Below are 21,669 nucleotides of genomic sequence, written 5' to 3' on the forward strand. Positions count from 1 at the left end.
AGGGTGGGCGGCGGTGGTCGCCTACCCTTCTCCGGCGATCGTCTCGCGCAGGACCCGGACCGCCCTCGGACCGACGCCGTGCAGAGCGAGCAGCTCGGCGTCGGTCCGCTGCGCGACCTCGTCCAGGGTGGTGATCCCGGCGGCAAGCAGCGCCCGCGTCGCCGGCCGCCCGATCCCGGCTGGAAGCCCGTGCTCGGTCGAGGCCTCTGCCGCCCGGGTGGCCGCCACCAGCCGCTTGGGTGCCACGTGCTCCCACGAGGCGCGGACCAGTTGGTTCAGCTCCTGGCCCCCGAGCCCGGCGAGCGGCACGGCGACCCCGACCCGGGCACCCATCCGCAGCAGCGGCTCTGCGGTCGGGTGCGTCTGGAGGGTGCGGTCGACCAGGTCGTCGGGGAGCTGCACCTGGACCACCCGGTCGTCGGTCACCGCGAGGAACCCCCTGCCCCGCACGGCGAACGCGATCATCCCGTGGTGGGTGCCCTCGCCGACCTCGGGCAACCGGAGAGCCGCCCTGCGCAGCTGCCCCAGCGTCGTCACCGTCACTCAGCCCTCGACGCGCACATCGATGGTGTGCCACCCGGTGGCACCGTCGGGTGCCGGCATCGCCCTCTCCTGCGTCTGCACCTCGCCGGTGCCGTCGGTGGCCCGCACGCTCACGGCATACTCCCCCGGCTCGGCCGGCCAGGTGAGCATCCACTGCCGCCACGAGTCGATCGTCGGCTCCTCCGCGAGGGTCGCCTCCTGCCAGTCCCCGTCACCGATGCGGACCTCGACCTTGTCGATGCCGCGGTGCTGGGCCCACGCCACACCGGCGATCACCACCTCCCCCGCGGCGACCGGCTCACCGGGCCGGGGCACGTCGATGCGCGAGGCGGTCTTGACCGGTCCGAGCGCCGACCAGCCCCGCGGCGTCCAGTAGCCCTCGTCCTGGTCGAACCGGGTCACCTTGAGCTCGGTCACCCACTTGGTCGCCGAGACGTAGCCGTAGAGCCCGGGCACCACGACCCGCACCGGGAACCCGTGCTCGGCCAGCAGCGGCTCGCCGTTCTGGGCGACGGCGAGCAGCGCGTTGCGGTCGTCGGTCATCGCCTCCAGCGGGGTGCCGGCGGTGAACCCGTCGACGCTCCTGGACAGCACCATGTCGGCGCCCTCCCGCACCCCCGCGCGGGCCAGCACCTCGCGGACGGGCAGCCCGGTCCAGACGGCGTTGCCGGCCAGGTCGCCGCCCACGTAGTTGGACACGCACGTCAGCGTCACCAGGGCCTCGACGAGCTCGGCGTCCAGCAGGTCCTGGAAGGTCAGCTCGATCTCGCGGTCGACCATCCCGGTCACCCGCAGGCGCCAGGTCTCGGGGTCCACCTGCGGCACGGTGACCGCCGTGTCGATCCGGTAGAAGGTCTCGTTGGGGGTGAGGTACGACGTCTGGCCGGCGACGCCCTGCGTGGCACCGGCGGGGACGGTGACCGGGTCGGCCACCCGGATCCGGCCGATCCGGGTGCGGGCCGCCTCGACCACCTCACCCGCCCGGCTCAGGGCCCGACCAGCCAGTATGCCGAGTGCCCCGACCGCGGTCAGCGCACCTCCCCAGAGGAGGACCGAGCGACGGCTCGCGGCCCCCGGGCCCATCGGCGCGGGCGCCGCGGCGGTCGCCGGGGCGAGCCGGCGCCAGAGCCGGTCCAGGACCCACAGGCCGACGAGCGTGCCCACCACCGTGGGCAGGGCGTCCGGCCAGGAGAAGTCGGGACGGTCGGCCACGGCGAGGACGCCCACCACACCGACGGCGGCGAACAGCCCCAGCTCCACCTTTTCGTAGTGGTTTCGTTGGCCCTCCCCGTCTTCTGAGAGGGGTTTCGTAGGCCCGCCCACCAGACCGATCAGGGCGCAGACACCCGTCAGGACGATGCCCATGCCGACGAAGAGGGCCAGCTTGTCGTTGGTGCCGAACGTCTGGATCGCAAAGTCCTTGAGCCAGGCGGGCGTCCGGTCGATGAAGGCCCCCGCGACCGCCACCAGCGGCGAGGCCGTGCCCGTGCCGAGACCGCCGCGCATGACCAGCGCGGCTCCGACCTCGGCCACCGCCAGGGTGACCGCGCCCGCAGCGACACCGGCCAGCGCTGCTGCCCAGCGACTCCTCACAGGGTCATCGTGGCACCGACGGCTGGGAATTGGGTCACGGGAGACCGGTCGGTCACGGGAGACAGGTCAGGACCGGGCGTGCGAGTGGTACTCCTCGTTCGGCACGAAACCGAGGGCGGTCGCGACGCGGTTGGTCATGTTGAACATGCCGATCACCTGGACCAGCTCCATGATCTCGTGGTCCCCCAGACCGACCTCACGCAGCGGCTCCAGGTCCTCGCGGCCCACCTCGTCGGGCGCCCGGGTGAGCAGCTCGGCATACTCGGCCATCGCGCGCTCGCGCCGCGACAGGTCCGCCTGCCGCCAGTTGACCGCGACCAGGTCTGCGGTGACCGGGTCGCCGGAGTACTGGCGCAGGGCGGCCCCGTGGGAGATCGTGCAGTAGGTGCACCGGTTGAGCCCGCTGACCACGACCGCGACGAGCTCCCGCTCGGCGTTGGTCAGGTAGCCCTCCTTGTTGACCAGCAGGTTGAAGTAGTTCCACCACGCGAGGAACTGGTCGCCGTTGACGGCCTGCGCCTGGAAGACGTTGGGGATGAACCCGAAGGCCTCCTGCGACTTGTCCCACAGCCGACCCACCCCCTCCGGCAGCTCGTCACGGGGAGGGACCGGGAGGAAGGAGATCTCGGGAGTCTGCTCAGCCATGGCGGCACAGTACCCACGTGGCGGGCAGAGGGTGCACCGCGGGTGAGCCGAGATCCACGGCTCAGGCCCAGGCCGGTGGCACCGGGAGATCGACCCCGGCACGGAGTCCGTCGTCCCGGCCGCGGGCGAGCCACAGCAGGAGCGCCGCCGGGGAACCGGCCACCTCCGGGCCGCCGCCGTGCAGCTCGAGCGGGTCCAGGTCGTCGGGCCGCAGCGTCAGGGCGGGAGCGTCAGGGTCCGCGTCCCAGGTGCGCACCCCGCGGCGGAGCGTCCGGGCGACCCAGCCGGGATCGGTGTCGTCGAAGGTGTAGCCGGCGAGCAGGTCGACGTGATGGAACACCACCTCGAGGGTGCGCATCGCGACCACCTGCGCGCCGGTGACCTCGGTGCCGGTGCGGCTGCGCACGGTCGCGGCGCCGGCCGGGCCCCGCAGCACCTCTGCCGCGTCCCGGAACTGCCGCAGCGTCCTGCGCACGTCGGCCAGGATCTCCGGCAGCGGTCGCCGCGCTCCGGCCTCGATGTCGTCGCGCCGGGCCTGCTCCGACCCGTAGGCCGGGCGCTCCTGCCCGTCCGCGGCCCACTGCACGAGGTTGCCCAGGGCGTCGGCGTTGCGCGCCAGGTGGGTGAGCACGTGCGCCACGCTCCAGCCCGGGCACAGGGTGTCCCGGCGCAGGTCCTCGGGGGTGAGCCGGTCCAGCGTGGCGAGGAGCCGCTCGTCCTCGGTGTCGAGCAGGGCGAGGTTCTCCGCCGCCCGGTGCGAGCCGGTCATGTCGTCTCCTCCTGGGTGTCCAGCTGTGCCTGATGCTCCGCAGCGCGGTGCGCGCCCGTCATGTCGGGTCCTCCTCGGGGTCTGCGGCCTCGCCGACCGCCCGGAGGAACGCCACGTCGGACACGGTCGCGATGTGCCGGGTCATCGCCGTCGCTGCGGCCATCGGGTCCTGCGCACGGATGGCCTCGGCGACCGCCCGGTGCTGCTGCAGGGACTCCTCCGGCCGGCCCGGTTGCGACAGGGACTCGATCCGCGTCTCGAGGATGAGCTCGCCGATCTCGGCCATCAACCGGGCCAGCACCCCCGAGTGACCCGCCCGCGTCACCGCCTCGTGGAAGGCCCGGTCACCCTCGAGCGACCGCTCCCCGGCGTGGACCTGGCTCGCCATGAGGTCGAGGGCCTCGTCGATGGCGTGCAGGTCCTCGGCGATGCGCCGCTCGGCGGCGAGCGCCGCCAACTTGGCCTCGAGCGCGGACCGCGCATCGATGATGTCGGGCAGGCTGTCGCGGTGCTCGCGGACCGCCCGGAGCAGGAGGTCGTCCTCGGCCGCGCGGTCCAGGATCACGGCGCCTCCCCCGTGCCTGACCTGCACCACGCCGACCACCTCCAGGGCGACCAGGGCCTGCGCGAGCGAGGCGCGACTCACGTCGAGGGCCTGCGCCAGCTCGCGCTCCGGCGGGAGCTTGTCGCCGGCCACGAGGTTCTCCTCACGGATGTGGGCCAGGAGCTCCTGGACGATCTGCTCATAGAGCCGTGGCCGGGCCAGGCGGGACGGCACGGCCCCACGCTTGGCGGGCCTCGGACGGCCGCCGGCGTCGTCGTTCGCTCGCGCCATACCCTCATCGTATTGACAAATGGACTAGTTGACTATTGGCTAGGCCACTGAACCACGAAGGAGTTGCGATGACGCACCCGCCGGAGTCCGGTCCGCTCACCGGTTTCACCGTCCTGGACCTCACCCGTGCCCTGGCCGGACCCCACGCGGGGATGATGCTCGCCGACCTCGGCGCGCGGGTCATCAAGGTCGAGACACCCGGTCACGGCGACGAGTCCCGCACCTGGGGCCCGCCGTTCGTCGACGGGAGCGACGGGGAGGCGGTGTCCACCTACTTCCTGTCGTGCAACCGCGGCAAGGAGTCGATCTCCCTCGACCTCAAGTCCGCGGAGGGCCGCGAGCTGCTCTCGGACCTCATCGCCCGCAGCGACGTCCTGATGGAGAACTTCCGCCCCGGCGTCCTGGACCGGCTCGGCTTCCCCACCGCGACCCTGTTCGAGCTCAACCCGCGCCTGGTGGTCCTGTCGATCACCGGCTTCGGCCACGACGGGCCGGAGGGGCAGCGCCCCGGCTACGACCAGATCGCCCAGGGCGAGGCGGGGATCATGTCGATCACGGGGTCCGGCCCGGACGACCCGCAACGCGTGGGGGTGCCGATCGGCGACCTCATCTCGGGCATGTACGGCGCCTACGGCATCCTCGCCGCCCTCCTGGAGCGCGAGCGCACCGGCCGCGGCCAGGTCGTGCGCACCTCGCTGCTGGCCGCCCTGGTCGGCATCCACGCGTTCCAGGGGACGCGGTGGACCGTCGCGCAGGAGGTCCCGCGGGCGCAGGGCAACCACCACCCCTCGATCAGCCCCTACGGGCTCTTCCACTGTCAGGACGGCGCGGTGCAGATCGCCTGCGGCAACGAGGCGCTCTGGACCCGGCTGTGCGAGGAGTTCGGCCTCGACCCGACGACGCCCACCATGGCGACGAACCACCAGCGGGTGGTGCACCGCGACGAGGTGATCGCCCTGCTGGAGTCCACCTTCGCCTCGCTCGACCAGGCCGAGCTGCTGGCTCGCCTCGACCGGGCCGGCATTCCGTCCGGCCGGGTACGCACTCTCCAGGACGTCTACGAGTGGGAGCAGACCCGCTCGCAGGGCCTCGTCGTCGAGGTCGACCACCCCACCCTCGGGCCCGTCGAGCTGCCCGGTCCCCCGCTTCGCTTCTTCGACGCCGCCGGTGCCGAGACCACCCGCACCGGCCACGGCAGTCCGCCGCTGCTGAACCAGCACGGCGACCAGATCCGGCAGTGGCTGGCGGACGAGTAGCAGCCGCCGATGACCCGCACCCACGTCCTCGACGTCCTGGCCGCCGTGCTGGACGACGGTTCGTTCGTCTCCTGGGACACCCCGGCCGAGCAGCCGGACCCCTCGCAGGAGTATGCCGCTCAGCTGGCTCGTGCGCGCGACCGCACCGGGCTGGACGAGGCCGTCGTCACCGGTGAGGGCCGCCTCGGCGGGCGCCGGGTGGCCGTGGCGGCCTCCGAGTTCAGCTTCCTGGCCGGGTCCATCGGCTCGGCCGCCAGCGAGCGCCTCACCCGGGCCTTCGAGAGGGCCACCTTCGAGGGCCTGCCCATGCTCGCCTCCCCCTCGTCCGGCGGCACCCGGATGCAGGAGGGCACCGCCGCCTTCATCCAGATGGTCAAGATCGGCCAGGCCGTCGCGGCGCACCGACGGGCCGGGCTCCCCTACCTGGTCTACCTGCGCGACCCCACCACCGGCGGCGTCCTCGCCTCGTGGGGCTCCCTGGGCCACCTCACCGTCGCGGAGCCCGGCGCCCTCATCGGCTTCCTCGGCCCGCGGGTGCGTGAGGTCATCCACGGCACGCCGTTCCCGGAGGGGGTGCAGACCTCCGAGAACCTGACCCGACGGGGCGTGATCGACGGCGTGGTGCCCATCGAGGGACTGCGCGAGACCGCCATCGCCGCGCTCGACGTCCTGCTGACCCCGCAGGCACCGGAGGGACAGCACGTCGCCCCGGGCGTCGAGGAGGACCGGCCCGCGTGGTCCTCCGTCGAGGCCACCCGGCGCAGCGACCGCCCCGGGCTGCGCGAGCTGCTGCACCACACCGCCACCAGGTTCATCCCGCTGCGCGGGACCGGCTCGGGCGAGTCCGACCTCTCCGTCATCCTCGGTCTGGCGCGCCTGGGCGGCGTCTCGTGCGTGCTGGTGGGACAGGACCGGCAGGCCCAGCAGTCCGCCTACCTCGGCCCCGCCGCGCTGCGCGTGGCCCAGCGCGGGTTCGCCCTCGCCGAGGAGCTCGACCTGCCGCTCATCACCGTGATCGACACCCCGGGGGCGGACCTGTCCACCGAGGCCGAGCACGGGGGCATGGCCGGGGAGATCGCCCGCTGCCTGGCCAACCTGGCCACGGTCGCCGTCCCGGTCGTGTCGGTGATCCTCGGCGAGGGCACCGGTGGCGGGGCCCTCGCGCTCATGCCCGCCGACCGCACGGTCTGCGCGCAGAACGGCTGGATCGCACCCCTTCCGCCCGAGGGGGCGAGCGCCATCGTGCACCGCGACGGCTCGCGGGCCCCGCAGATGGCCGAGGCGCACCACATCCGCGCCGTCGACCTGCTGGCGATGGGCGCCGTCGACGAGATCGTGCCCGAGCAGCCGGACGCGGCCGAGGAGCCGGAGGCGTTCTGCCGGCGCGTCGTGGCCGCGACCGCGGCGCACCTGGGCGAGCTGCTGTCGCAGGACCAGCAGGCGCGGCTGACCGCGCGCCACGACCGTTACCGCCGAATGAGGTGAGACCACGACCCAGGTGAGCCCGCACCCCCGCCCGACCATCCGGCATACCGCAGCACCGTCCCGACCATCCGTCGCACCGCAGCACCGCCCCGCCCCACCCACCGCTGACCAGGTCAGCGACCCACCACGGAGGAAACCATGATCTCGACACGATCCCGCAGCCTCGCCACCGCCATCGCCCTCACGGCCGCGCTCGGTCTCAGCGCCTGCGCGCCCGGCTCCGGAGCCGACAACGACGCCGGGGCGGACGGGAGCGACAGCAGCGCCGACGCCGCCGCGGCGCAGGAGTGCAGCGACACCACGCTGCGCCTCTCCCACCAGTGGCCGGAGCCCACCAGCGACGAGGGCGACTTCCGGGCGATGGTCGCCCAGAAGTTCGCCGAGGAGGTCGAGACCGCCACGGACGGCAGCGTCACCGTGACCGTCTACCCCAACAGCACCCTGTCCAAGGCCACCGAGCAGTACGACGCCATGATGGCCGGCTCGATCGACGCCTCGGTCTTCCCGCTCGACTACGCCTCCGGCCGGGTGCCGCAGTGGTCGATCACGCTCATGCCGGCGCTCGTGCAGAGCCACGCGGAGGCCCAGGCCTGGGACGAGGCCGAGATCGGGCAGGCCGTCCGCGACCACATGAAGGAGAACGGCCTGACCCTGCTGACGAACGTCTGGAACGCCGGCGCCATCGGTGTCAAGGGCGGCGAGCCGGTCCTCACGCCGGAGGACATCGAGGGCGGCATGACCATGCGCGCCGCGGGCTCCTACGTCGAGCACATGCTCGAGGACGCGGGCGCCGGCATCACCTCGCTGCCGAGCTCGGAGATCTACACCGCCATGCAGACCGGCGTCCTGGACGCGGCGGTGACCTCCACCGGCTCGTTCGCCTCGTACCACCTGCAGGAGCAGGTCACCTCCTACACCTCCCCGACGACCCACACCTTCTGGTTCATGTACGAGCCGCTCGTCATCACCAACGAGGCGTTCGACAAGCTCTGCGCGGAGCAGCAGGACGCCGTGCTGGAGGTCGGCACGGGCCTGCAGGAGTACGCCTACACCGCCTCCGCCGAGGACGACGCCCGCGTCGAGAAGATCTTCAAGGATGCCGGCGTCGAGGTCGCCACCATGTCCGACGCCGACTTCCAGGCGTGGCTGCCGCTGGCCAAGGCGCAGTGGGACGACTACGCCGCGAACGTCGACGGTGGGCAGGAGCTGCTCGACCTGGCCAAGAAGCTCCGCGAGGGCCGATGAGCACCGTCGCCCAGGCCGCGCCGGAGCAGGAGCAGCGACCTCCCGCGGTGGTGCGCTGGGTCGGCTGGCTCTGTGAGGCCTCGGGGTGGCTGTCCGCCCTCGCGCTCGTGGCCGCCACCCTGATCACCACGCACGCGGTCATCACCCGCTACTTCTTCCGGCAGCCGACCGTGTGGCAGACCGAGAGCACGATCTACCTGCTCATGCTCGTCACCTTCATCGGTGCGGCCTACGGCCTGAAGCACCACGCCCACGTCGGCGTGGACCTGCTGGTCAACGCCATCCCCGAGCGGCCGCAACTGATCGCCCGGATCGTCAACGCGGTGCTGTGCCTCGGCGTGGTCCTGGTCGTCATGGTCACCTCCTACCTGAACTGGCAGGAGGCCTACCTCTACGACTTCCGCTCCGCGACGGCGTTCCGGTTCCCGCTCTGGATCGCCTATGCGATCCTGCCGCTGGGCATGCTGTTCGTGGCCCTGCAGCTGCTGGCGATGATCCTGGAGGGCGTGCTCGGCCTGACCGGCCGGATCCCGCTGACCTCGGTCACGATGATGGCCGGCACCAGCGAGCTGGCCCAGGTCCGGGCCGACCTCGAGCTCGAGGCCGCCCTGCACGAGGACGAGGGCCCGGGTCGCACGACCAAACCGGCCCCCGGACGGGAGGACCGATGAGCTCCCTCGCCCAGGGCGGGGTCATCGGCATCATCGCGATGGTCCTGTTCCTCACCGGTATGCCGATCGCGTTCGCCCTGGCGATCACCGCGCTGGTCTCGATCGTGCTCTTCCTGGGGCCGGAGCAGCTCGAGCTGTTCGGCAAGATGACCTACGACTCGGTCAACAACTTCGGCCTGCTGGCGATCCCGCTCTTCGTCCTCATGGGCAACCTGTTCGGCGGGTCCAAGGCCAGCAGCCAGCTGTTCGAGGCGGGCGAGGCCTGGTTGTCCCGCGTCCGCGGCGGCCTGGCGATGAGCTCGGTCGCAGCCTCGACCCTGTTCGCCGCCCTGACCGGCTCCAGCGCGGCCACCGCGGCCGCCATCGGCCGGGTAGCCGTGCCGGAGATGGAGAAGCGCGGCTACTCCGACCGCATCGCGACCGGTGCGGTCGCGGCCGGCGGCACCCTGGGCATCCTCATCCCGCCCAGCGTGACGCTGATCCTCTACGGCATCGCGGCCGAGCAGTCGATCGGCCAGCTGTTCGCCGGCGGCATCGTGCCCGGCCTCCTCATCGCGGTCATGTTCTGTGTCTGGATCTTCATCGCGCAGACCCTGCAGGACCGGGCGGTCACCAAGCACGTCTCAAGCCTCGCGGAGGCCCGGCGGGAGCGCACGGAGCGGACCTACACGTGGGCCTACCGCTTCGCCAGCCTGGCCAGGACCCTGCCGTTCGCGCTGCTGATCTTCCTCGTGCTCGTGGTGCTGTACCGCGGCATCGCGACCCCGAGCGAGGCTGCGGCGATCGGCGCGCTGCTGGTCTGGATCCTGGTGAGCCTGATCTACCGGGACCTCACCGGCAAGCAGCTGATGAACGTCCTGCTCGAGTCGACCAACCAGAGCACGATGATCCTGATGATCACGGCCTTCTCCGCCGTGATCGCGACCGTCCTGAGCTACCTGCGGGTCCCGCAGGACCTGGCCCAGGCGGTCAGCGAGGCGGACCTGAACCGCTGGGTCGTGCTCCTGGTGATCAACCTGGTCCTGCTCGTGATGGGGTGTTTCCTGCCACCGGTCTCGATCATCGTGATGACCACGCCGATCCTGCTGCCGATGATCCTCGCGCAGGGCTTCGACCCGATCTGGTTCGGCGTCATCATGACGATCAACATGGAGATGGGCCTGATCACACCACCGGTGGGGCTCAACCTCTATGTCCTCAAGGGCATCGCCCCCCACATCCCCCTCAAGGAGATCCTGCTCGGCTCCGTGCCCTACATCTTCGTGCTGTCCCTGGCGATCGTCCTGTTCTCGATCTTCCCCCAGATCGTCATGGTCGTGCCGAACATGCTCTATTAGCGACCGTCACAGCACATAGGTGCGGCCTGGCTCGGCGAGCTCCACCTCGCCGGGCCAGACCTCGGCCGCCTGCCCGCGGCATACCTCCGGGTCGTTCCAGGCCGGGATGTGGGTGAGCATCAGCCGCTGCACCCCACCGGCGGCCACCGCCGCCTGGGCGGCCCGGCGGCCGGAGAGGTGGATGCCCCTGCCGTGGTCGCGCCCCTCGACGAAGGCGCTGTCGGCGAGGACCAGGTCGGCGTCGGCCATGAGCGGGAGCAGGGCCGGGCAGGAGTCGGTGTCACCGGTGTAGGCGATCGTCGCCCCGCCCGCCTCGACGCGGAAGCCGAAGGCGGCGACCGGGTGGTTGACCGCCACCGGCACCAGCCGGAACGGGCCGACCGTGAAGTCCTGCCGGTCGCGCACGGTGACGAACTCGAAGACGTCGCTGACGTCCGTGGGTCCCTCCACACCGTGCGCCCGGGCCATGCGCTCGGCGGTGCCCTCCGGACCGTGCACCGGCAGCCGCGACCCCGGCAGCCCGGTGGGGCAGTGGCTGCGCATCACGTGCAGCCCCGTCAGGTCCAGGCAGTGGTCGGGATGCAGGTGCGAGAGGACCACCGCGTCCAGGGCGAGCGGGTCGGTGTGCCGCTGCAGCGCCCCCAGTGCGCCGCTGCCGAGGTCGAGCACGAGCCGCCACGTGCGGCCCCCCATCTCGGCCTGGAGCAGATAACAGGACGCGGGGCTGTCCGGGCCGGCGAAGGACCCTGAGCAACCCACGACGGTCAGGTGCAGGCTCACTCCCCCTCCCTGCCGACGTAGGCGCGCCCGACGTGCTCGACCTCCGGGCCGAGGAACCGGCGGGCCAGCGGCGTGAAGCCGTGCGGGTCACCGGTGGTGAGGAACTGGTGCGAGGGCTCCCCCTGGCTCTCCGGGCGCAGCGTCTCGGTGTCGGTGAGCACGCGGAACAGCTCCGTGGCCGTCGCCTCGGCGGACGAGACGAGGGTGACCTGCTCGCCGAGGACGTACTGCAGCACCGACCACAGCAACGGGTAGTGGGTGCAGCCCAGGATCAGGGTGTCCACGTCGGCCTCGATCAGCGGCGCGAGGTAGTCGCGGGCCGTGGCCAGCACGTCCGGACCGCTGGTGACGCCCGCCTCCACGAACTCCACGAACCGCGGGCACGGCTGGCTGAACACCCGGACCGTCGGCGGTGCCGCGGCGAACGCGTCCAGGTAGGCCCGGCTCTGGTGGGTGGCCTGGGTCGAGATCACCCCGACCCGACCGCTGTGCGTGGCCGCCATGGAACGGCGCACCGCAGGGCGGATCACCTCGATGACCGGCACGTCATAACGCTCCCGCGCATCCGCAAGCATCGCCGCCGACGCCGAGTTGCACGCGATGACCAGGGCCTTGACGCCGTGGTCGACCAGGCGGTCCAGGCACTCCAGGGCGTACTGCCGCACCTCGGCGATCGGCCGTGGGCCGTAGGGGGCGCGGGCCGTGTCACCGAGATAGAGCACCGACTCGTGCGGCATCTGGTCCATGACCGCCCGGGCCACGGTGAGCCCACCGAAGCCCGAGTCGAAGACGCCGACCGGAGAATCCTGCACCGGCAAAGACTACGTGTCGGCCCGGACGAACGGGTTGCTCATCGAGCCGATGCGCTCGACCTCGACCTCGACGCGCTGGCCCGGCTCCACCAGGCCGACGCCCGCGGGGGTGCCGGTCAGCACCACGTCACCGGGCAGCAGCGTGAACGCGGCCGAGGCGACCTCGATGAGCCGGCCGATGCCGTGCACCATGTCCGCGGTGGTCCCGTCCTGCCGGACCTCGCCGTCGACCCGGCTGATCACCCGCAGGTCCGAGGTGTCGAGCTCGGTCTCGATCCACGGGCCCAGCGGGCAGAAGGTGTCCATCCCCTTGGCACGGGACCACTGGCCGTCCGAGCGCTGCAGGTCCCGGGCCGTGACGTCGTTGGCCACGGTGTAGCCGAAGATCACGCCGGCCACGTCCTCGGCACGGACGTCCTTGCACAGCCGGCCGATCACGACCGCCAGCTCGGCCTCGTAGCTGACCTCCTGCGTGATCGACGGGATCACCACGGGGTCGCCCGGGCCCACGACGGAGGTGTTCGGCTTGAAGAACAGGCCCGGGACCTCGGCGACGCTGCCGCCCATCTCCTTGGCGTGGTCGACGTAGTTCTTCTGCACCGCCACCACCTTGGACCGCGGGATCACCGGCGCGAGGAGCCGCACGTCCTCGATGTCGTACTTCGCGCCGGTGAGCTCGATCTTGGTGTAGAGCGGGTCGCCCGTGATCGAGACGATCCGCTTCCCCTCCCCGTCGACCAGTCCGAACTCGGGGTCTTCTCCGGTGGTGAACCTGCAGATGCGCATGGGTGGCAGCCTAATCGCCGCACGTCGGCCCCCGACACGCAACGCGGCTTCCGCACCGTGCGCCTCGCGGCCTTGACGGATTGGTAACGAGCGTGTTACCAATAACACTATGGACCCGTTCACCGCCCTCGCGGACCCGGTGCGCCGTGCGCTGATGCAGCGGCTCAGCCGGGGCGCGGCCCGCGTCGTGGACCTGACCGAGGGCCACGGCATCAGCCGCCCGGCGATCAGCCGGCACCTGCGCGTGCTCGGCGAGGCAGGGCTGGTGGACGCCGACGACGTCGGGCGCGAGCGCCACTACCGGCTCGTGCCCGACGCGCTCGACCCGGTCCGCGCGTGGCTGGACGACGTCGCCCCGGCGGGGCGGCCCACGGCCCCGCCGATCCCGGAGCACGCCCTCGACGGCCTCGACCTCGAGGTGCGCCGGGTCGGCCGGAACCGCCGGCACACGGGCACAGCCCCGGACACCACTGCGACCAAGGAGACAGGATGAGCACCCCGACCAGCACCCACGGCACCCGCGAGGTCCACGACGGCCGGACCTTCGTGGAGTTCACCCGCACCTTCCGGGCCCCCATCGAGGACGTCTGGGCGGCGGTCACCGAGTCCGACCGGCTCGCCCGCTGGATCGGCGACTGGACCGGCGACCCCGCCGACGGTGAGGTGCAGTTCCGGATGGGCTTCGAGGGTGAGGACGCCGCCCCGGAGCGCATGCAGATCGACGAGTGCGAGGCGCCCCGGCTGCTGCGCCTGACCTCGACCGTGCTCACCGACGACGCCGAGCCACAGGTCTGGAGCTTCCGGCTCGACCTGACCGAGGAGGCCGGGGTGACCACGCTGGTCTTCGCGCAGGACGTCCCCGACCCCGCCCTGGCCGAGGGTGTCGGCCCCGGCTGGCACTACTACCTGGACCGTCTCGTGGCCGCCGAGACCGGTGGCGACCCGGCGACGGTTGTGTGGGACGACTACTACCCGGCTCTCACCGCGCACTACCGCAGCGTCTTCGCCTGAGACTCCCCCGTGGCCGCGAGGGCACGAGGTGGGAGCCAGAGCGCTCCGGGGACCTGAGAGAATCGTGCAGGTGACCGTCTCTTCCCCTCCCCAGCGCACCGACGTCCTCGTCGTCGGTGCCGGACCTGCCGGCTCGGCCGCGGCGGCGTGGGCCGCCCGGTCCGGCCTGGACGTGGTGCTCGCCGACGCGGCGACCTTCCCCCGGGACAAGACCTGCGGCGACGGCCTGACCCCCCGGGCGATCGCCGAGCTGGAGCTGCTCGGGCTGCGCGACTGGATCCGCACCCACCCCACCAGCCGGGGGCTGCGGGCGCACGGCTTCGGCCAGACCCTGCACCTGGAGTGGACGGAGGGTCGGGGCCGCAAGGCCGCCGGCAGCCTGCCGGCCTACGGGTCCGCGGTGCCCCGCACCGAGCTGGACGACCACCTGCGCACGGTCGCCCTGAAGTCCGGCGCCCTCGGCCTGGACGGTGCCCGCGCGACCGCGGTGCGGCAGGAGGCCGGCCGCGTGCGCGGCGTGACCTTCAAGGGCGCCGACGGCACCTTCGAGATCGAGTGCGACCGGCTGATCGTCGCTGACGGCGTCCGTTCGCCGGTGGGCAAGATGCTCGGGCGCGAGTGGCACCGCGACACCGTGTATGCCGTGGCGGCGCGCTCCTACGTCGACTCCGAGCGCAGCGACGACGAGTGGATCAGCTCGCACCTGGAGCTGCGGGACGAGAGCGGCTCGATCGTCTCGGGCTATGGCTGGATCTTCCCGCTCGGTGGCGGCCAGGTGAACCTGGGTGTCGGCACGCTGGCCACGGCCAGGCGCCCCGCCGAGGTGCAGCTGCGGCCGCTGATGAAGCTCTATGCCGACCAGCGCCGCGAGGACTTCGGCGTCAGCGGTGACCTGCGGATGCCGACCTCGGCGCTGCTGCCGATGGGCGGCGCGGTGTCCGGGGTGGCCGGTCCGAACTGGATGCTGATCGGTGACGCGGCGGCCTGTGTCAACCCGCTCAACGGTGAGGGCATCGACTACGGCCTGGAGACCGGCCGGCTGGCGGCAGAGCTGCTGTCCGAGGAGTCCGACCTCTCTGCCGCCTGGCCGGCGCTGCTGACCGACCACTACGGCGAGGCGTTCTCCATCGCCCGGCGGCTGGCGGGCCTGGTGACGGTCCCCTGGGTGCTGCCCCGGCTGGGGCCGATCGGCATGCGCTCCCCCTGGATGATGCGACTGGCCCTGCGCTGGATGGGCAACCTCATCACCGAGGAGGACCGCGACGCCGCCGCCCGGCTCTGGCGCCTCGCCGGCAAGGGCTCACAACGGCTGGACGCCCGGGCGCCGTTCAGCTGACCCGTCCCCGACCGACCGCGCCCACGCGCAGGCGGACCCGACCCAGGAGGCAGCGATGGACCAGCAGCAGATACGCGCGGAGCTGAGCGAGGCCGGTGCCCAGGAGCTGCTCCACAGCGGCGGCGCCGCCCACCTCGCCTACACCGGCACCGACGGCACACCACGGGTGGTCCCGGTCGGCTTCTACTGGACCGGCCAGGAGATCGTGGTCGCCACCGCCGCGACCGCCCCCAAGGTCGTCGCGCTGACCGCACGGCCGCAGGTCGCGCTCTCGTTCACCTCCGAGCCCGGCCGGGCACGGGCCCTGTCGGTGCGCGGAACGGCACGCCTGACGATCGTCGACGGCGTGGTCGAGGAGTACCTCCTGGCCGCACGGCAGTCGATGGACGCGGAGGCGGCGCAGCAGTTCGAGGAGAACGTCCGCAGGACGTACGACCGGATGGCCCGCATCGCGGTCACCCCCGAGTGGGCGCGGTTCTACGACTTCGGTGCCGGACGGCTGCCAGGCTTCCTCCAGGAGCTGGTCGAGCGCGCCACCTGAGCCGACTGTCGGCATACCGCGGCTGGTCAGCAGTTAGCCTGGGGCACCGTGCAGGTCCTCCCCGAACCCGTCTGGCGCGCGCGTGCCGACGCCCACGCCGCCGAGGTCGACCGGCTGACGACCGGTCGGCTGGAGCGCCGCGCGGACGGTCGCAGGCACCCGGTCGAGGACTTCCTGTTCGAGTACTACGACCACCGCCCCGGGCAGCTGCGCCGCTGGCACCCCGGCGCCGGGGTCGCGCTCGAGGGCGCGGCCGAGCGGGCCGACTGGTCCTACTACACGTATGCCGAGGGGCGGGCCTGTCTGGACGTCGCCTCGTTCGTGGAGCGGCGGGAGTCGGCGCTGCTGTTCGTGCGCCGGCTGCTGTCCGCGACGCTCTCGCGCCCCGGCCGGTTCGGGTGCTTCGGGCTGCACGAGTGGGCAATGGTCTACCGCGCCTCCGGGGAGCAGATCCGGCACGGGGGCTGGCCGCTGCGGCTCGGGTCGGCGGGCACCGACGAGGTCGTGGAGGCGGCGACCATCACCTGCTCGCACTTCGACGCCTACCGGTTCTTCACCCCGGAGGCCGCGCCGCTCAACCGGCTGTCCCCGACGCGCGAGGGGCAGCTGGCGATGGAGCAGCCGGGCTGTCTGCACGCCGGCATGGACGTCTACAAGTGGTGCTTCAAGCTCGCGCCCCTGGTGCCGAGCGACCTGACGCTCGAGGCGTTCCGCCTGGCCCGGGAGATCCGCGAGCTCGACATGCGGGCTGCGCCCTACGACCTGTCCGGGCTGGGCTACGAGCCGGTGCGGATCGAGACACCCGAGGGGCGGGCGGAGTACGCCGCGGCGCAGCGCGCCTTCAGCGAGCGCTCCAACGCGCTGCGCCAGCGCCTGCTCGCCGTCCTCCCCGCGCCGTCCTAGCGGTCTCCCGCGTCCCCGTCGCCCGAGGTGGGCCGGTCCGCGCCGGGAGCCGCCGTGCCCGCAGCCGGGGGCTGTGCCGACCTGGCCGACGCCTGCAGCTCCTTGCGCATCTCCTCGCGCGCCCTGGCCACGGCCTCATCGATCTGCTGGGCGTTCTTCCTCCTGGTGCGCCGTCGACGCCACGAGGACCAGACCACGAGCAGGACGAGGGCGGCCAGGATGACGAGCTCGATCCACGGCAGGGCCCACGCGTCGGTCGCCTGGGTCGCCTGGACGAGTGGGAGCGCGGTGGCCGAGCCGGTCTGCGGCACCTGAGGGGTCACCAGCACCTCCTCGGTCACCCGGAACAGGGGCAGGACCCCCTCGACCTCCTGGGAGACCGTGACGGACTCGCCGGGGAGGACCTCACCGACCGGGTCGGGCGTCAGCGTGTGCCTCCCGAGCCCGAACACCCCGTGCCCGGTGATGTTCTGCTCGCCGGACAGACGCAGGTTGCCGGCGTTGTGCACCTCGTAGGTGACGGTCGCGGTGCCGGTGGTGAACGGGATCCAGGACCGGTCGAAGGAGACCGACAGGTTGCTCACCTCGAGAGCCGGGTTGACGTCCCCGGCGACCCTCAGGTAGATGCGCGAGCCGACCCGGTTGTCGACCAGGACCTGCTGCCCCTTCGCGTCGGTCGCCTGCGAGGTGACCGACGCGACGATGCCGCCGGCGTGGTCCCCCGGGGTCGCGTCCGCGGGGACGCTGAGCGTGAACGGGATGTTCACGCTGTCCCCCGGCTCGACGGTGACCTGCTCGTCCAGGGCGACCCAGGCTCCCACCTCGGTGGCCGGGACGTCCGCGGGCTGCAGGGTGAAGCCGCCGTCCGGGCTGTTGATCGCGTCGTGGGAGTAGACGCGGAACGTCACCGGCTCCTCGCTGAAGTTGTTGAGCTGGGCAAGGTCCTCCACCGACTCACCCGGCTCCACCTCGAACTCCCAGTGGGGACGGCCGTCGGCCCCTTCCTCGCCGGCCGGTTGCACCGACCAGGTCAGGGCGGGGCTCGCCCCGTCGGTCTGCTGCGCCTGGTCCTGGGCGGTCGCGGGGCTGACCGCGAGTGCGAGACCGGCGATCACCGCCGCGACGGCCACCCGTCCTCCGTGTGCCATGCCGAGCATCAGATCACAGCGCCGTGATGGTCAGGACAGCGGTGTAGACCCCCGGCGTCGTGTCCACCGGGACCTCCAGGTGGAGGCCGGCGCCCAGCACCGCCGAGCCACGACCAGAACCCGGCTCGGCCGAGCCCAGCGGGCGCGGCACCGACAGCCCCTCACCCGAGGGGAACCCGGGAGCGACCACCCCGCCGGGCGTGACCACCTGGCCCTCCGAGGAGGACCCCACCGTCGGGGACCACCCCAGGAAACCACCGGTGAACAGGGCGTCACCCGGCCCGGTCGCGAAGTCCGACACCTGGGCCGAGACGTCCCAGCCCGGGTCGCTGGCCCGCGAGTCGGTCACCGTCACCGGCCGCAGCTCACCCGCCGTGGCCAGCCGGTCACCCAGCGACGCCATCTCCGGCAGCTGCACCGTCCGGTCCTGCTGGTCCACCGAGATCAGCAACGACCCCTCACCGACGTCTCCGGGCACCGTGGCCACGATGTCCTGGCTGGACTCCCCGGCAGGCGGTTCGGACCCGTCGTCCGGGACCCTCACCGTGACCGCGACGGGGGTGGTCGGGTGGTCGGGGTCGTTGGAGGCCAGCATGATGACCGCGTCGTGGACCTCCCCCGCGCTCATGCCCGCCGAGTCGACGGTGACCGTGACGTCCTGGCTCTGACCGCCGGGGACGGTGCCGGACATCGGCTCGACCGTCAGCCAGGTCGGCAGCTGGGTGTCCGGCAGCTCGGTGGTCCCCGTGACGTTCATGACCAGGTGCGTGTTCGGGAAGCCGATCGCCGACATCGGCGCCGGCTCCGGCATGCCACAGTCCGCCGAGCGCAGGTAGGACGGAGCGCTCTCGCCCGCGGCGTTGGATCCGGCGAAGAAGCCACTCGTCTCGCTGGTCGCCGGCGCGTCCAGCTCGACGACGAGGGTCGACCCGGACGGCACCGTGGCGTTCACCGGGACCGTCACCAGCTGCAGGACCTGGGGCTCCAGCGTCACCTCGGCGCTGCCGATCGGGCTCAGGTTGGCGTAGGTCAGCGACTGCCCGTCCAGGGTGTAGAGCCGCACGGTCACGGTCGAGGGGCCGAGGTTGACCGCCTCCACCCCGAACGACACGTCCGTGACGTGGAAGTCGTTGGTGATCGCGAAGTCGGCGAGGGTGAAGGTCCGCAGGAACCCGTTGTCGCCCGTCAGACCGTCCTCGGTGGAGCAGGCCACGGTGTTGTTCGCGACGATCTCCTGGGACTCCGAGTGGGTCATCGTGACCGACCCGGCGGGTGCTTGTGGCACCCCGACCGACGGCGGCGTCGCACCGGTGGTCAGGGTCTGCGGACTGTGCAGGGGCTGGAGCCCTGCCCCGTCGCCGGGCCGTGCCCGGTCCTGGGGAAGCGCCGACGACGTGAGGGAGGTGGCGGCGACCGGGTGCAGGGTGATCGCCTGCTCCCCGGCCTCGTCCAGCACGCTCCAGTCCAGGTCCTGACCACCGGTGTTGCCGATGGTCAGCGTGTGCTGCGTGACCGTGTCGGGGGCCTGCTCGGCGGCGATCGCTGCCGGCTCGACGTCGATCTGAGCGGCTGTGGACATCACCATGACCGGGAACTGCGCGTCCGCGATCGCCACGCCGCTCGCGTGGGTGTCCGTGGTGGACCAGGTGACCGACCCGCCGGCCCACTCGCCGACCGGCTGCCCGCCGGCCTGAGCGGTGACCACCACGGTGGCGGACTCGCCCGGCGACAGGGTGACCGTTGCCGGCTCAACCTGCAGGGACAGCCCGTCCGCGCTCGCGCCGGTCGCCGTGTAGGTCGCCGTGGCGTCCGCCACGTTCGTCAGCGTGCGGGTCCAGGTGCACGAGGAGCCGCACTCGTGGTCCACGAGGGCGGGGACATTGAGGGTCTGGGGGTCCCCGTCGAAGCCGGGGGCCGGGTTGGCCGCCCGGAAGTTCGCATAGGTCTCGTCGAGGACCAGACCCGCCCGCCCCGCGGCCTCCAGGTCCATCAGCCCCGAGCCCTGGTCGAACGCCGTCGTGGGGCCGGCGCCCGAGCTGAGGACCTCCGGGGCCGCGGAGGCGGCGAGGGCGGAGCGAATCTGCATGGGTGTCCAGTCGGGGTGCAACGACGTCAGGAGCGCTCCTGCCCCCGCCACGTGCGGCGAGGCCATCGAGGTGCCCTGCTGGACCATGTAGGCGTCGGCCGCGCCCGCGTCGGCCGCCAGGATGTTGACTCCGGGGGCCGTGAGCGTCGGCGCCAGGAGGTCGTAGCGAGACGGCCCGCGCGAGGAGAACCCGGCGATGACGCCGGCCCACTGCTCATCGGTGACCAGCGAGGTCTCGGGGTTGAGGCGGACGTTCGCGTGGGCCCCGACTGCGGTCACGTAGTCGCGCAGCGCCAGCCCGTCGGACCGGCCGATCATGACGGCCGGCACCGCGGTACCGGCGAGGCCGCCCATGGTGGTCGGCGGACCGACGGAGTCGCTGAAGACCACGACGGCGTCGGCCCCGGCGGCGGCCGCGTGGGTCACCTTGTCCGAGAAGTTGCACCCGCCACGCTCGATGAGGGCGACAACGCCGTCGAGGGCCCCGGTCGGGAAGGCGGCGCAGCCCGTGCCGTTGCCGGCGGCGACCTGTGCGGCGTCGCGGACCGGCGCCTTGAGGGTGCCGGTCAGGCCCGGACCGTCACCGGAGGGCACGGCAGCCACGCCGCTGAGCCCCTCGGGGGCACCGGACGTCGTGACGTCCAGGGTCTGGGCAAAGACGCGACCGGTGGTCGAGGCGGCAACAGCCGTGACCCACGGCCCGGTGTGGGCGGCGGTGCTGGCTCCCGGCCCGTCGTTGCCGGCGGCCGCCGCGACGAAGATCCCGGCGTTCGCGGCCTCCAGGAAGCCCACGCTCACGGGGTCGACCCACGGGCTGTCGGAACCCGCGATCGAGAAGTTGAGCACGTCGACACCGTCCGTGACGGCCTGGTCGATGCCGGCCAGGATCGCGGTGATCGGGCAGTTGTTCAGGCAGACCCGGTAGGTGATGAGGTTGGCCCGGGGAGCCACGCCCGACACCTCGCGGGTGAACGAGGAGTCCCCGACCGTGAAGGTCGCGTCATGGACGTTGCCGACCGCGGTGGCGGCCGTGTGGCTCCCGTGGCCGTCGCTGTCGATCGCGCTGTCGGAGCGGTAGTCGAAGGACCAGGCGCCGACCAGCTTGTCGTTGCAGATCGCCTCGTCCGGCTGCCGGCTGTTCGACGGGTCGCACACCCCGAGGTACTCGCCGTCACCCAGCGGGTTCTCGTGCTGGTAGCCGGAGCCGTCCGTCGCGGAGAAGGAGGGGTGGTCCGGGTTGATGCCCGAGTCGAGGACGCCCACGAGGACCCCCTCGCCCCTGGTGCCGACCTCGGCGCCGGTCGCCCCGTCCCAGATGGCCGCCGACCCGATGAGGTCGTGGGAGACGTCCGTGGTGAGCTCCCGCAGCTCGTCCGGGTAGACGGCCGCCACACCGGGCAGTCCCCGCAGCGCGGAGGCCTCGGACTGCTCGGCCTCGACGACGACGGCGTTCAGGACCGCGCGGTAGTGCCGCTCGATCGTGAGGTCACGTCCCAGGTGGCTCTCGGCGCTGGTCACGAAGGCGTCCTGTCGCGCCCGCAGGTGGTTTGCGTAGGCGACGGCCGCCGGGGAGCGCACATCGAGCTGGTCCGTGCCCGCCACCGCCGGGTCCGTGGCGCTGAGCCCCTTGACCCCACCGGTGTAGGTGGCCAGGGACGGCTCGTCGAGGCGCACGATCCACCGGCCGGTCGCGGAGGTGCCCAGGGCACCGCTGCTCTCGGGTGTCGGTGCCGTGTCCGAGGATGCCGCCGTGGCCGAGCTCGTGCCGGACCCGGACGCGATGACCGGTGTCGTGTCGGACTGGCCGAACTGCGCTGCCGCGACGGCCGGCACCACGCCGACCGCCGCGACGGCGACCACCGCCGCGAGCACACGCCCGTGCCAGGG

20 protein-coding genes are annotated in these 21,669 nt (G+C 72.4%); 10 read left to right on the forward strand and 10 right to left on the reverse strand.

Annotation, left to right across the window (positions count from 1 at the left end; translation table 11 throughout):
* Positions 1 to 21 precede the first annotated feature (21 nt).
* The 5 genes from DA085_RS21530 to DA085_RS06105 all read right to left on the reverse strand — a co-directional run bounded on the left by DA085_RS21530 (position 22) and on the right by DA085_RS06105 (position 4,385).
* Positions 22 to 543, reverse strand: coding sequence for a hypothetical protein (locus DA085_RS21530; RefSeq protein ID WP_237565332.1), 522 nt, complete (start codon positions 541 to 543; stop codon positions 22 to 24).
* Entirely contained in the window at positions 544 to 2,136 is a 1,593-nt protein-coding gene (locus DA085_RS06090; protein ID WP_337189763.1) for a molybdopterin-dependent oxidoreductase, read from the reverse strand.
* A gap of 66 nt (positions 2,137 to 2,202) precedes the next feature.
* Positions 2,203 to 2,781, reverse strand: a complete 579-nt coding sequence (locus DA085_RS06095) for a peroxidase-related enzyme (RefSeq protein WP_109472056.1) — start codon at positions 2,779 to 2,781, stop codon at positions 2,203 to 2,205.
* A 61-nt stretch (positions 2,782 to 2,842) separates the two neighbouring features.
* On the reverse strand, positions 2,843 to 3,550 hold the full coding sequence (locus DA085_RS06100) for a maleylpyruvate isomerase family mycothiol-dependent enzyme (RefSeq protein ID WP_109472057.1): 708 nt from the start codon (positions 3,548 to 3,550) through the stop codon (positions 2,843 to 2,845).
* A gap of 58 nt (positions 3,551 to 3,608) precedes the next feature.
* Positions 3,609 to 4,385: a FadR/GntR family transcriptional regulator gene (locus tag DA085_RS06105; RefSeq protein WP_109472058.1), complete on the reverse strand. Its 777-nt coding sequence runs from the start codon at positions 4,383 to 4,385 to the stop codon at positions 3,609 to 3,611.
* 68 nt (positions 4,386 to 4,453) lie between these two features.
* On the opposite strand from DA085_RS06105, the gene DA085_RS06110 reads away from it, so the two are divergent.
* The 5 genes from DA085_RS06110 (at position 4,454) to DA085_RS06130 (ending at position 10,379) form a co-directional block, all read left to right on the forward strand.
* Positions 4,454 to 5,641 (forward strand): CaiB/BaiF CoA transferase family protein, encoded by a 1,188-nt coding sequence (locus tag DA085_RS06110; RefSeq protein ID WP_109472059.1) that lies wholly within the window; start codon positions 4,454 to 4,456, stop codon positions 5,639 to 5,641.
* 9 nt (positions 5,642 to 5,650) lie between these two features.
* A complete protein-coding gene (locus DA085_RS06115) occupies positions 5,651 to 7,126 on the forward strand; it encodes a carboxyl transferase domain-containing protein (protein ID WP_109472060.1) in 1,476 nt (491 codons plus the stop codon).
* Positions 7,127 to 7,264: 138 nt separating this feature from the next.
* The gene (dctP, locus tag DA085_RS06120) at positions 7,265 to 8,371 is read left to right on the forward strand and encodes a TRAP transporter substrate-binding protein DctP (RefSeq protein ID WP_109472061.1); all 1,107 of its coding nucleotides are present in this window, start codon (positions 7,265 to 7,267) and stop codon (positions 8,369 to 8,371) included.
* Positions 8,368 to 9,042, forward strand: a complete 675-nt coding sequence (locus tag DA085_RS06125; protein WP_109472062.1) for a TRAP transporter small permease subunit — start codon at positions 8,368 to 8,370, stop codon at positions 9,040 to 9,042. Before dctP ends, DA085_RS06125 begins: the two co-directional genes overlap by 4 nt.
* The gene (locus DA085_RS06130) at positions 9,039 to 10,379 is read left to right on the forward strand and encodes a TRAP transporter large permease (protein WP_109472063.1); all 1,341 of its coding nucleotides are present in this window, start codon (positions 9,039 to 9,041) and stop codon (positions 10,377 to 10,379) included. Before DA085_RS06125 ends, DA085_RS06130 begins: the two co-directional genes overlap by 4 nt.
* 6 nt (positions 10,380 to 10,385) lie before the next feature.
* Here the strand turns inward: DA085_RS06130 and DA085_RS06135 are convergent, their stop codons facing one another.
* The 3 genes from DA085_RS06135 to DA085_RS06145 are packed head-to-tail and all read right to left on the reverse strand — an operon-like array spanning position 10,386 to position 12,757.
* Positions 10,386 to 11,153: an MBL fold metallo-hydrolase gene (locus DA085_RS06135; protein WP_109472107.1), complete on the reverse strand. Its 768-nt coding sequence runs from the start codon at positions 11,151 to 11,153 to the stop codon at positions 10,386 to 10,388.
* A 2-nt stretch (positions 11,154 to 11,155) separates the two neighbouring features.
* A complete protein-coding gene (murI, locus tag DA085_RS06140; RefSeq protein ID WP_109472108.1) occupies positions 11,156 to 11,971 on the reverse strand; it encodes a glutamate racemase in 816 nt (271 codons plus the stop codon).
* 9 nt (positions 11,972 to 11,980) lie between these two features.
* The gene (locus DA085_RS06145) at positions 11,981 to 12,757 is read right to left on the reverse strand and encodes a fumarylacetoacetate hydrolase family protein (protein WP_109472064.1); all 777 of its coding nucleotides are present in this window, start codon (positions 12,755 to 12,757) and stop codon (positions 11,981 to 11,983) included.
* Between the two features lie 109 nt (positions 12,758 to 12,866).
* Here DA085_RS06145 and DA085_RS06150 point away from each other — a divergent pair, with 109 nt between their 5' ends.
* The 5 genes from DA085_RS06150 (at position 12,867) to DA085_RS06170 (ending at position 16,548) form a co-directional block, all read left to right on the forward strand.
* Positions 12,867 to 13,250 (forward strand): ArsR/SmtB family transcription factor, encoded by a 384-nt coding sequence (locus DA085_RS06150; RefSeq protein ID WP_109472065.1) that lies wholly within the window; start codon positions 12,867 to 12,869, stop codon positions 13,248 to 13,250.
* Positions 13,247 to 13,768, forward strand: a complete 522-nt coding sequence (locus tag DA085_RS06155) for an SRPBCC family protein (RefSeq protein WP_109472066.1) — start codon at positions 13,247 to 13,249, stop codon at positions 13,766 to 13,768. Before DA085_RS06150 ends, DA085_RS06155 begins: the two co-directional genes overlap by 4 nt.
* A gap of 70 nt (positions 13,769 to 13,838) precedes the next feature.
* A complete protein-coding gene (locus tag DA085_RS06160; protein WP_202619122.1) occupies positions 13,839 to 15,104 on the forward strand; it encodes a geranylgeranyl reductase family protein in 1,266 nt (421 codons plus the stop codon).
* 55 nt (positions 15,105 to 15,159) lie between these two features.
* Positions 15,160 to 15,645, forward strand: coding sequence for a pyridoxamine 5'-phosphate oxidase family protein (locus DA085_RS06165; RefSeq protein ID WP_109472067.1), 486 nt, complete (start codon positions 15,160 to 15,162; stop codon positions 15,643 to 15,645).
* Between the two features lie 48 nt (positions 15,646 to 15,693).
* Positions 15,694 to 16,548 (forward strand): 3-methyladenine DNA glycosylase, encoded by an 855-nt coding sequence (locus DA085_RS06170; RefSeq protein ID WP_109472068.1) that lies wholly within the window; start codon positions 15,694 to 15,696, stop codon positions 16,546 to 16,548.
* On the opposite strand, the gene DA085_RS06175 is transcribed toward DA085_RS06170, so the two are convergent.
* Positions 16,545 to 17,696: a WxL protein peptidoglycan domain-containing protein gene (locus DA085_RS06175; protein WP_161958432.1), complete on the reverse strand. Its 1,152-nt coding sequence runs from the start codon at positions 17,694 to 17,696 to the stop codon at positions 16,545 to 16,547. The two genes, DA085_RS06170 and DA085_RS06175, sit on opposite strands and share 4 nt — an antisense overlap.
* A 13-nt stretch (positions 17,697 to 17,709) precedes the next feature.
* A complete protein-coding gene (locus tag DA085_RS06180; protein WP_161958433.1) occupies positions 17,710 to 21,642 on the reverse strand; it encodes a S8 family serine peptidase in 3,933 nt (1,310 codons plus the stop codon).
* Positions 21,643 to 21,669: the final 27 nt, after the last annotated feature.

The organism is Ornithinimicrobium cavernae (genome assembly GCF_003121625.1).
Lineage (GTDB): Bacteria > Actinomycetota > Actinomycetes > Actinomycetales > Dermatophilaceae > Ornithinicoccus > Ornithinicoccus cavernae.

What these genes read in the sequence shown, in the direction of transcription:
- DA085_RS06095 (WP_109472056.1), bottom strand. Translation starts at nt 2,781, where the DNA reads ATGGCTGAGCAGACTCCCGAGATCTCCTTCCTCCCGGTCCCTCCCCGT.
- DA085_RS06100 (WP_109472057.1), bottom strand. Translation starts at nt 3,550, where the DNA reads ATGACCGGCTCGCACCGGGCGGCGGAGAACCTCGCCCTGCTCGACACC.
- DA085_RS06105 (WP_109472058.1), bottom strand. Translation starts at nt 4,385, where the DNA reads ATGGCGCGAGCGAACGACGACGCCGGCGGCCGTCCGAGGCCCGCCAAG.
- DA085_RS06110 (WP_109472059.1), top strand. Translation starts at nt 4,454, where the DNA reads ATGACGCACCCGCCGGAGTCCGGTCCGCTCACCGGTTTCACCGTCCTG.
- DA085_RS06115 (WP_109472060.1), top strand. Translation starts at nt 5,651, where the DNA reads ATGACCCGCACCCACGTCCTCGACGTCCTGGCCGCCGTGCTGGACGAC.
- dctP (WP_109472061.1), top strand. Translation starts at nt 7,265, where the DNA reads ATGATCTCGACACGATCCCGCAGCCTCGCCACCGCCATCGCCCTCACG.
- DA085_RS06125 (WP_109472062.1), top strand. Translation starts at nt 8,368, where the DNA reads ATGAGCACCGTCGCCCAGGCCGCGCCGGAGCAGGAGCAGCGACCTCCC.
- DA085_RS06130 (WP_109472063.1), top strand. Translation starts at nt 9,039, where the DNA reads ATGAGCTCCCTCGCCCAGGGCGGGGTCATCGGCATCATCGCGATGGTC.
- DA085_RS06145 (WP_109472064.1), bottom strand. Translation starts at nt 12,757, where the DNA reads ATGCGCATCTGCAGGTTCACCACCGGAGAAGACCCCGAGTTCGGACTG.
- DA085_RS06150 (WP_109472065.1), top strand. Translation starts at nt 12,867, where the DNA reads ATGGACCCGTTCACCGCCCTCGCGGACCCGGTGCGCCGTGCGCTGATG.
- DA085_RS06155 (WP_109472066.1), top strand. Translation starts at nt 13,247, where the DNA reads ATGAGCACCCCGACCAGCACCCACGGCACCCGCGAGGTCCACGACGGC.
- DA085_RS06165 (WP_109472067.1), top strand. Translation starts at nt 15,160, where the DNA reads ATGGACCAGCAGCAGATACGCGCGGAGCTGAGCGAGGCCGGTGCCCAG.
- DA085_RS06175 (WP_161958432.1), bottom strand. Translation starts at nt 17,696, where the DNA reads ATGGCACACGGAGGACGGGTGGCCGTCGCGGCGGTGATCGCCGGTCTC.